General features: G+C 47.6%; 6 protein-coding genes. All 6 read right to left on the bottom strand.

The window, feature by feature from the left end:
• Window positions 1-124: 124 nt before the first annotated feature.
• The 6 genes from IQ254_RS29555 to IQ254_RS29530 all read right to left on the bottom strand — a co-directional run bounded on the left by IQ254_RS29555 (window position 125) and on the right by IQ254_RS29530 (window position 4,538).
• Window positions 125-1,522 carry an IS66 family transposase gene (locus IQ254_RS29555; protein ID WP_193969718.1) on the bottom strand — a complete coding sequence of 466 codons (1,398 nt, stop codon included), beginning with the start codon at window positions 1,520-1,522 and terminating at the stop codon, window positions 125-127.
• A 223-nt stretch (window positions 1,523-1,745) separates the two neighbouring features.
• Window positions 1,746-2,024, bottom strand: coding sequence for a BrnA antitoxin family protein (locus IQ254_RS29550; protein WP_193969717.1), 279 nt, complete (start codon window positions 2,022-2,024; stop codon window positions 1,746-1,748).
• Window positions 1,987-2,265 carry a BrnT family toxin gene (locus IQ254_RS29545; RefSeq protein WP_193969716.1) on the bottom strand — a complete coding sequence of 93 codons (279 nt, stop codon included), beginning with the start codon at window positions 2,263-2,265 and terminating at the stop codon, window positions 1,987-1,989. Before IQ254_RS29545 ends, IQ254_RS29550 begins: the two co-directional genes overlap by 38 nt.
• Before the next feature lie 354 nt (window positions 2,266-2,619).
• Complete coding sequence (locus tag IQ254_RS29540; protein WP_193969715.1) at window positions 2,620-2,970, bottom strand: DUF5615 family PIN-like protein; 351 nt, start codon at window positions 2,968-2,970, stop codon at window positions 2,620-2,622.
• The gene (locus IQ254_RS34105; protein WP_193969714.1) at window positions 2,971-3,282 is read right to left on the bottom strand and encodes a DUF433 domain-containing protein; all 312 of its coding nucleotides are present in this window, start codon (window positions 3,280-3,282) and stop codon (window positions 2,971-2,973) included. It lies immediately after the preceding gene.
• Between the two features lie 197 nt (window positions 3,283-3,479).
• Complete coding sequence (locus IQ254_RS29530; protein ID WP_193969713.1) at window positions 3,480-4,538, bottom strand: hypothetical protein; 1,059 nt, start codon at window positions 4,536-4,538, stop codon at window positions 3,480-3,482.
• Between the last annotated feature and the right edge of the window lie 719 nt (window positions 4,539-5,257).

Below are 5,257 nucleotides of genomic sequence, written 5' to 3'. Positions count from 1 at the left end.
GGCCCACGATGCGTACAGCTTCTGCTTTTTGCTCGTCTGTAAATGTCCTTCGCGGTTTTTGGCTCATCTGAACATTCTCCTTCCTTGTCGACTCTTCGGAAATGTCCACTTTTTCGAGGTAAGGTCAGTCCAAGACATTTCGGTGCTGAGCCTTCAAGGACGTCACCACCGTCAGCATGCGCGAGACAAACTGACTCCCCCCGGTGGACTGAGAGCCAAAACTGGTGCGCCGCCAGATCACCGCTGGACGCAACGCCTGCTCAGCGGCATTGTTGGTCGGCTCCACCCCTGGGGTCTCTACAAACGTCCACAAGGCGGGTTCTACCTGTAAGAGTTGCTGGCAGGTGCGGATTGTTTTCGCCAACGGGGTCTTTTCCGCGTGAGCGATGGGCAAGGCGGTGGCGGCAACGAGTTCAGCCTTAAAGCCAGCCCGCAAGGGGTTGACCTGCTCGATAAAATCGGAGCGGGCCAAGGTACCATCCCGAACTCGGTGCCACCAGCGAAATAATCGCCGCTGCCGTTTCAAGAGCGCCTCACCAATCTCGCGGGAGACCCCGCTGCGTTCTGCCATGGCGGTGAAGTCTCGCTTCAGATGCGCCCAGCACACCTGCCGTCGGCACACCTCAATCCAGTGGTAGGCACTGTAGCGGTCAGAGGTGACGATACCGGGAAACTGTTCCCCAATCAGGGCTTTAGCCGTCGCCTGTGACCGACTCAGCACAACCTCAAAAAAACTCACCAACGGCGTCACCAGTACCCAAAGCCAGCCTTTGGTGCGCTTGGGATTCCTGCCGTCTCGGTTCCCTTGGGGGTAGCTGGTTTCATCGCTATGCATCATGGGCTGGCCCTGCACGTAAGCCTTGGCCTCCGCCACCGCTGGACTCACCGCATCGCTGATGTCTTGCCGCAGACGACCGACCCCACCACGCGAGAGACGCACCCCGAAGAAGTCGTCCATCACGGCACATACCTGCCGATAGCTCAACCGGTACGCCCCACTCAGCAACGCCACCATCGCGCTCAGCCGTTCACCATAGCCCAACGCGGAGACCCCCAACGGCAGCTCGGCGCGGGTCACCGTGTCGCAGCACGGGCACCTCAGACCATGCAATCGATACTCCACCACCTCGGGCTTAACCGGCGGCAGCTCTATCACTTGATGGCGGTGGGGATGGCTATCTTGGCCTGATAAACTGGCCCCACAGGCGTCGCAGGCTGGGGGAATCACCTCATGGACGGCACGACAATCTTCCACTGGATACAGCTTACGGGCTTCTCGAGGAGCGCTTTTCCTACGCTGCTCTCGCGGGGGAGCCTTGCCTTTCCCTTTGGCTTTAACCGCTTTGCCAAAGCCATCTGTAGACGGCGGTTTTGATGAATTCTGCGAGCTTCGATTGATTTTCTCTTCCAGTGCCAACAGCCGCTCACTTAAAACCTGTACTAGCATCTGGATGCTAGCGGGGGTCGCCTCCCAATCGGCTCTAGGGACTCTAATTCCGGCTATCTCGATCTCGTCGCTCATCGCTTCAACTTACCGGAACTTCTGGCCCAGAATCCCTAAATCTTCTTTAAACTTCCTGGGACGCTTACGGATGAGTAGGTCAGGTCGAGAGTACTGGCACAATGAAATGGTCAGACACAACTATATAATTCACAATCGTCAATCTAACGACACCGTTCACCCTCCGCTGACAACCTCTCGGACTCGCCAACCAACTTAATTCGGTCAGTGTGCAACGGGATTGTTATACGGCTGACTGCTCATCACCCTGCTCAACATAACGACGTAAAACTGAGTTGATCAATGCTTTATATTCTCCTCCTTGAGACTGAAACCATCTGAGGAGGTCTAGGTCTATCTGAACTAACTGATGCGCCTGAGCTGCTGGAATTCTCAGCGTTGCCCTTTCAAAAAACTCGTCTGTCAACGGGGGAATATCAGAATAATCAATATCTTCATCTTGCATCGCCTCAAGAGCGGCCCAGTTAGTACGAGAGATATTGCTCGAATCTTTGTCGTTCATGTCGATTTGCCCTTCGCGCTGAAATGATTCGGATCACATCACCATCCCGTTCTGTCCATACGACGATCGCTATGCCGTTACCAAGAAACCCGATACCAAACCAACGATCTTCGCCGTAATCAAAACGGTCGTCTGGCTCGATTAACATTGAGCGTTCAAACATCTCTGGGAGATCCGCGAAGTCAATTTCGTGTTTACGAATATTTTCTAGGTTTTTCGCTTCGTCCCGCTCAAACTGCATGAAAGTCTGAACAGTAGTAATTGAACCATATCCATTATGGCTTATTCTCTACGGCCTAGTCGCACGAGTGTTCTTTTATACAAGAACCGCTGTGGCGGCCTGCCTTGCTCCTACCCACCTTGGGCCTAACTTCTCACAGTCGGACACTTCGCCCGATCTTGGGTTTGCCGTCTTGCTCGGCCATGCCGCGATAGTAGAGTTTTGCCATCCATCATTACTATTTCAAGCTTACAGGATCACAATCTATTGAAGCTGAAGGGTAACGTTCCCCCTCAGCGGCGGCTAGTAACCTTTGGCTCTCCACCAAGATCTTCCAACCGCCCGCTGCAAGGGGGTTGTTATGTGATTTATCTTTCACTTGAACGGGATGTACTCAACTGCATTCATCCATTCATCGGGTTCTGAGGCTTGGGCAATCAATTCTAAATCTCTGACAAACTGACCAATCGTACCTCCAAGCTGATGACCGAAGATCAGTCCAGAAAACTGCTTTCCTTCTACTTGCCAGGTTTCGGCCAAAACGCGAAATCGAATGTCTTGAGTAAAAAGAACTCGATTAAGTTGAGTCACTCTTAATAAAAGTTGATCATCAAGGAGTTCTTGACATTCATCTTCAAACGCCGTCAATACATCTACACCTCGGCGACGTAACTGATCAGTAATAGCTTGAGGAATGTGAACATCCATATACAGAGCGATAGCCACCTATAGCAGCCCTCTAGCTTTCATTCTAGTATAAAAAGGCGATCTAGCTACTTGAGTCGTGCTAGCTTGCACCTGCTCCCATTCCCGTGTGATTTCCCGATCTATCTCTTCCTGATGGTCAAAATAGTAGCCCATTGCCGCATGAGCTTCGGCTGGCTTTAAGTAAAGGTGCTGTCGGCATATTTCCTCTACAGACCAACCATAGGCAAGATAATCCATGACAATCTGCGCGACTCGAACACGTGGCAATCGCTGTAAGCGTGCAGGCTGATCGTCTTGCTTATCAATATGTGGGTAACTCAGGGCTAACATGAGAGTTTATTTTCACCTAGCTCAGTTGCTATTGCTATGTTATTACAGTATAGTTCCTGCTGCCGTTAACGAGTGATTTTCCACCAGAGCTAACGGCAGAACGTAGTAGTAGCAAATATTTCTGAACGCATGGAAAAGCGGCTTTAGTTGCTTCCGTCGCATTTCCACACTGGGGTTAGCATATGGTATCTGAACTATCAATAATCCACGAGCCAATCTTGACACACCTCGCAAAAAGATAGATCTTCTTCAGAATTCAAAAGACTTTCCAAATCGGGATGCTCATGGGGGGTATCGCCTTTTTCCCATTCACCTAAATATTCTATATAAGTCTGCTCGCATCTTGCACACGTGTGACCTTCATATTTGGCGCGACAATTGTAGCAGTAAGTGGTTGTCGAGTATGACCTTGGATCGGGTAGAACAACTGCCTCTTCACAACATAGTTCGCAAGTAAAAAATGAATGATAAACTCTTTCCTTAGGGTAGAGTGGTATACCTCGATCTGACATGTTTTTAATATACGAGAGGTAAGCGAGAGAGAGCGTTTGATAGCTATCTTGCTTAGGTATATCTTTTTCTTCTACACCTGCTTCAATCATCTCTTCCCATCTAAGTTCATCAAGTTCTTCTAGCTTCTCAGACAAACTTAGTCCTAGCTCTAAACTCACAAAGTCATCTAAGAAGCGGAATGCGACACCCAGAAATTTATCAACTGTATTTTTATCTAAAGAAGCTTCCTTATGTTCAATATCATTTCTTGCCTGTCGTAACTCTTCCAGCTCTCCAATTAACTGATATTTAGCTTGTCGGGATACAAGGTATTTATCAAAGCTAATTAACCATAGATCAAGCCAGTAAGTCTTTAACTGGCAATCACCTTTGACCGTGCAATATCCTTTCCACCAAAAAATTAAAAGGGCCTTCCATTCAGCTTCGCGCTTTCTATTCCACTTGCACTCTACATGGCTAGTCAGCGGAATATTTACTTCATTTGTTAATCGCTTAATTGCTTCAACGCAATTAACTGTATGTCCACTTTTGCGATTTGTATAAATAAGTTTTGGATCATGTTTCGCAAGCCTTGCCTTTAAAAAAAGTTCGACAGCATGAAAAACATGTAAAACAATATATTTCCAGTCAGATTTGCGCTTACCATAAAGATAATGCTCAATGCTGTGAACAAGAGAATCCATTGCATTCTCTTCAAGTGTTATCACTAGCTTTTGTTGCTCAAGAACATCTTGCTGGATCATACATATTCTGCTGAACAATCCTGAATTCTATGAAAAAGGATACAGCGTTTCCCTGTCGGATGAGGTACGAATCAAGATCTAAAATTGCCATATAGCAAGGTTTTCGAGTCTTTTGCTGCACCTCACACGAGAAAGAAAGACTGTAATATTTTCAGCTCACTAACACAACTCCTGAGTTTTGTAGGTTTGCACAGTATCTACTAGCAGAGTATGGAACACTGAAAAGTCTTTTTGAGAATCACTGTCAGTCGTTTACAGGCATTTTTTCCAGGCTATCGCTGTATCAGAGGGCACTGAAATGCTAAACGGAAATGAAGCCCTGAAAGCCAACCCATATTTGCTTTCCATGTCTCTTGGCTTAAATTTGCCAGAACTCTTATTCAGTAAATCATTGGCTCTTGAACAAACATCACTTACAAGGATTGTGAAGATCTATTACAAGTTAAGAAGTCAGTGCTATGTAGCTTACTTAATACTTCCCACTGCTGAAAACACTACTCAGCTTTCCACGGATACATTTCTAGACACTCCTTACTATATCTCACACCATTGGACAGTACAACTGTATTTGGGCTAACTTCATGTGTGTCACCTTAACGGGTGACAACGTACCTAAAGAGCTTGCTGCATCAGGGATAGAGCATAGAGACCACGCTGAAAATAGCGATGTTTATGGGGTTTGAGCGCTATCAGTTGGAGTGCCCAGTCGGTCCATAACT

Origin of the sequence: Nodosilinea sp. LEGE 07088, assembly GCF_015207395.1 — a bacterium.
Taxonomy (GTDB): domain Bacteria; phylum Cyanobacteriota; class Cyanobacteriia; order Phormidesmidales; family Phormidesmidaceae; genus Nodosilinea.
The sequence above is the reverse complement of the archived record's forward strand: the minus strand, read 5'-3'. Positions and strand labels throughout refer to the sequence as shown.

What these genes read in the sequence shown, in the direction of transcription:
- IQ254_RS29555 (WP_193969718.1), bottom strand. Translation starts at nt 1,522, where the DNA reads ATGAGCGACGAGATCGAGATAGCCGGAATTAGAGTCCCTAGAGCCGAT.
- IQ254_RS29550 (WP_193969717.1), bottom strand. Translation starts at nt 2,024, where the DNA reads ATGAACGACAAAGATTCGAGCAATATCTCTCGTACTAACTGGGCCGCT.
- IQ254_RS29545 (WP_193969716.1), bottom strand. Translation starts at nt 2,265, where the DNA reads ATGCAGTTTGAGCGGGACGAAGCGAAAAACCTAGAAAATATTCGTAAA.
- IQ254_RS34105 (WP_193969714.1), bottom strand. Translation starts at nt 3,282, where the DNA reads ATGTTAGCCCTGAGTTACCCACATATTGATAAGCAAGACGATCAGCCT.
- IQ254_RS29530 (WP_193969713.1), bottom strand. Translation starts at nt 4,538, where the DNA reads ATGATCCAGCAAGATGTTCTTGAGCAACAAAAGCTAGTGATAACACTT.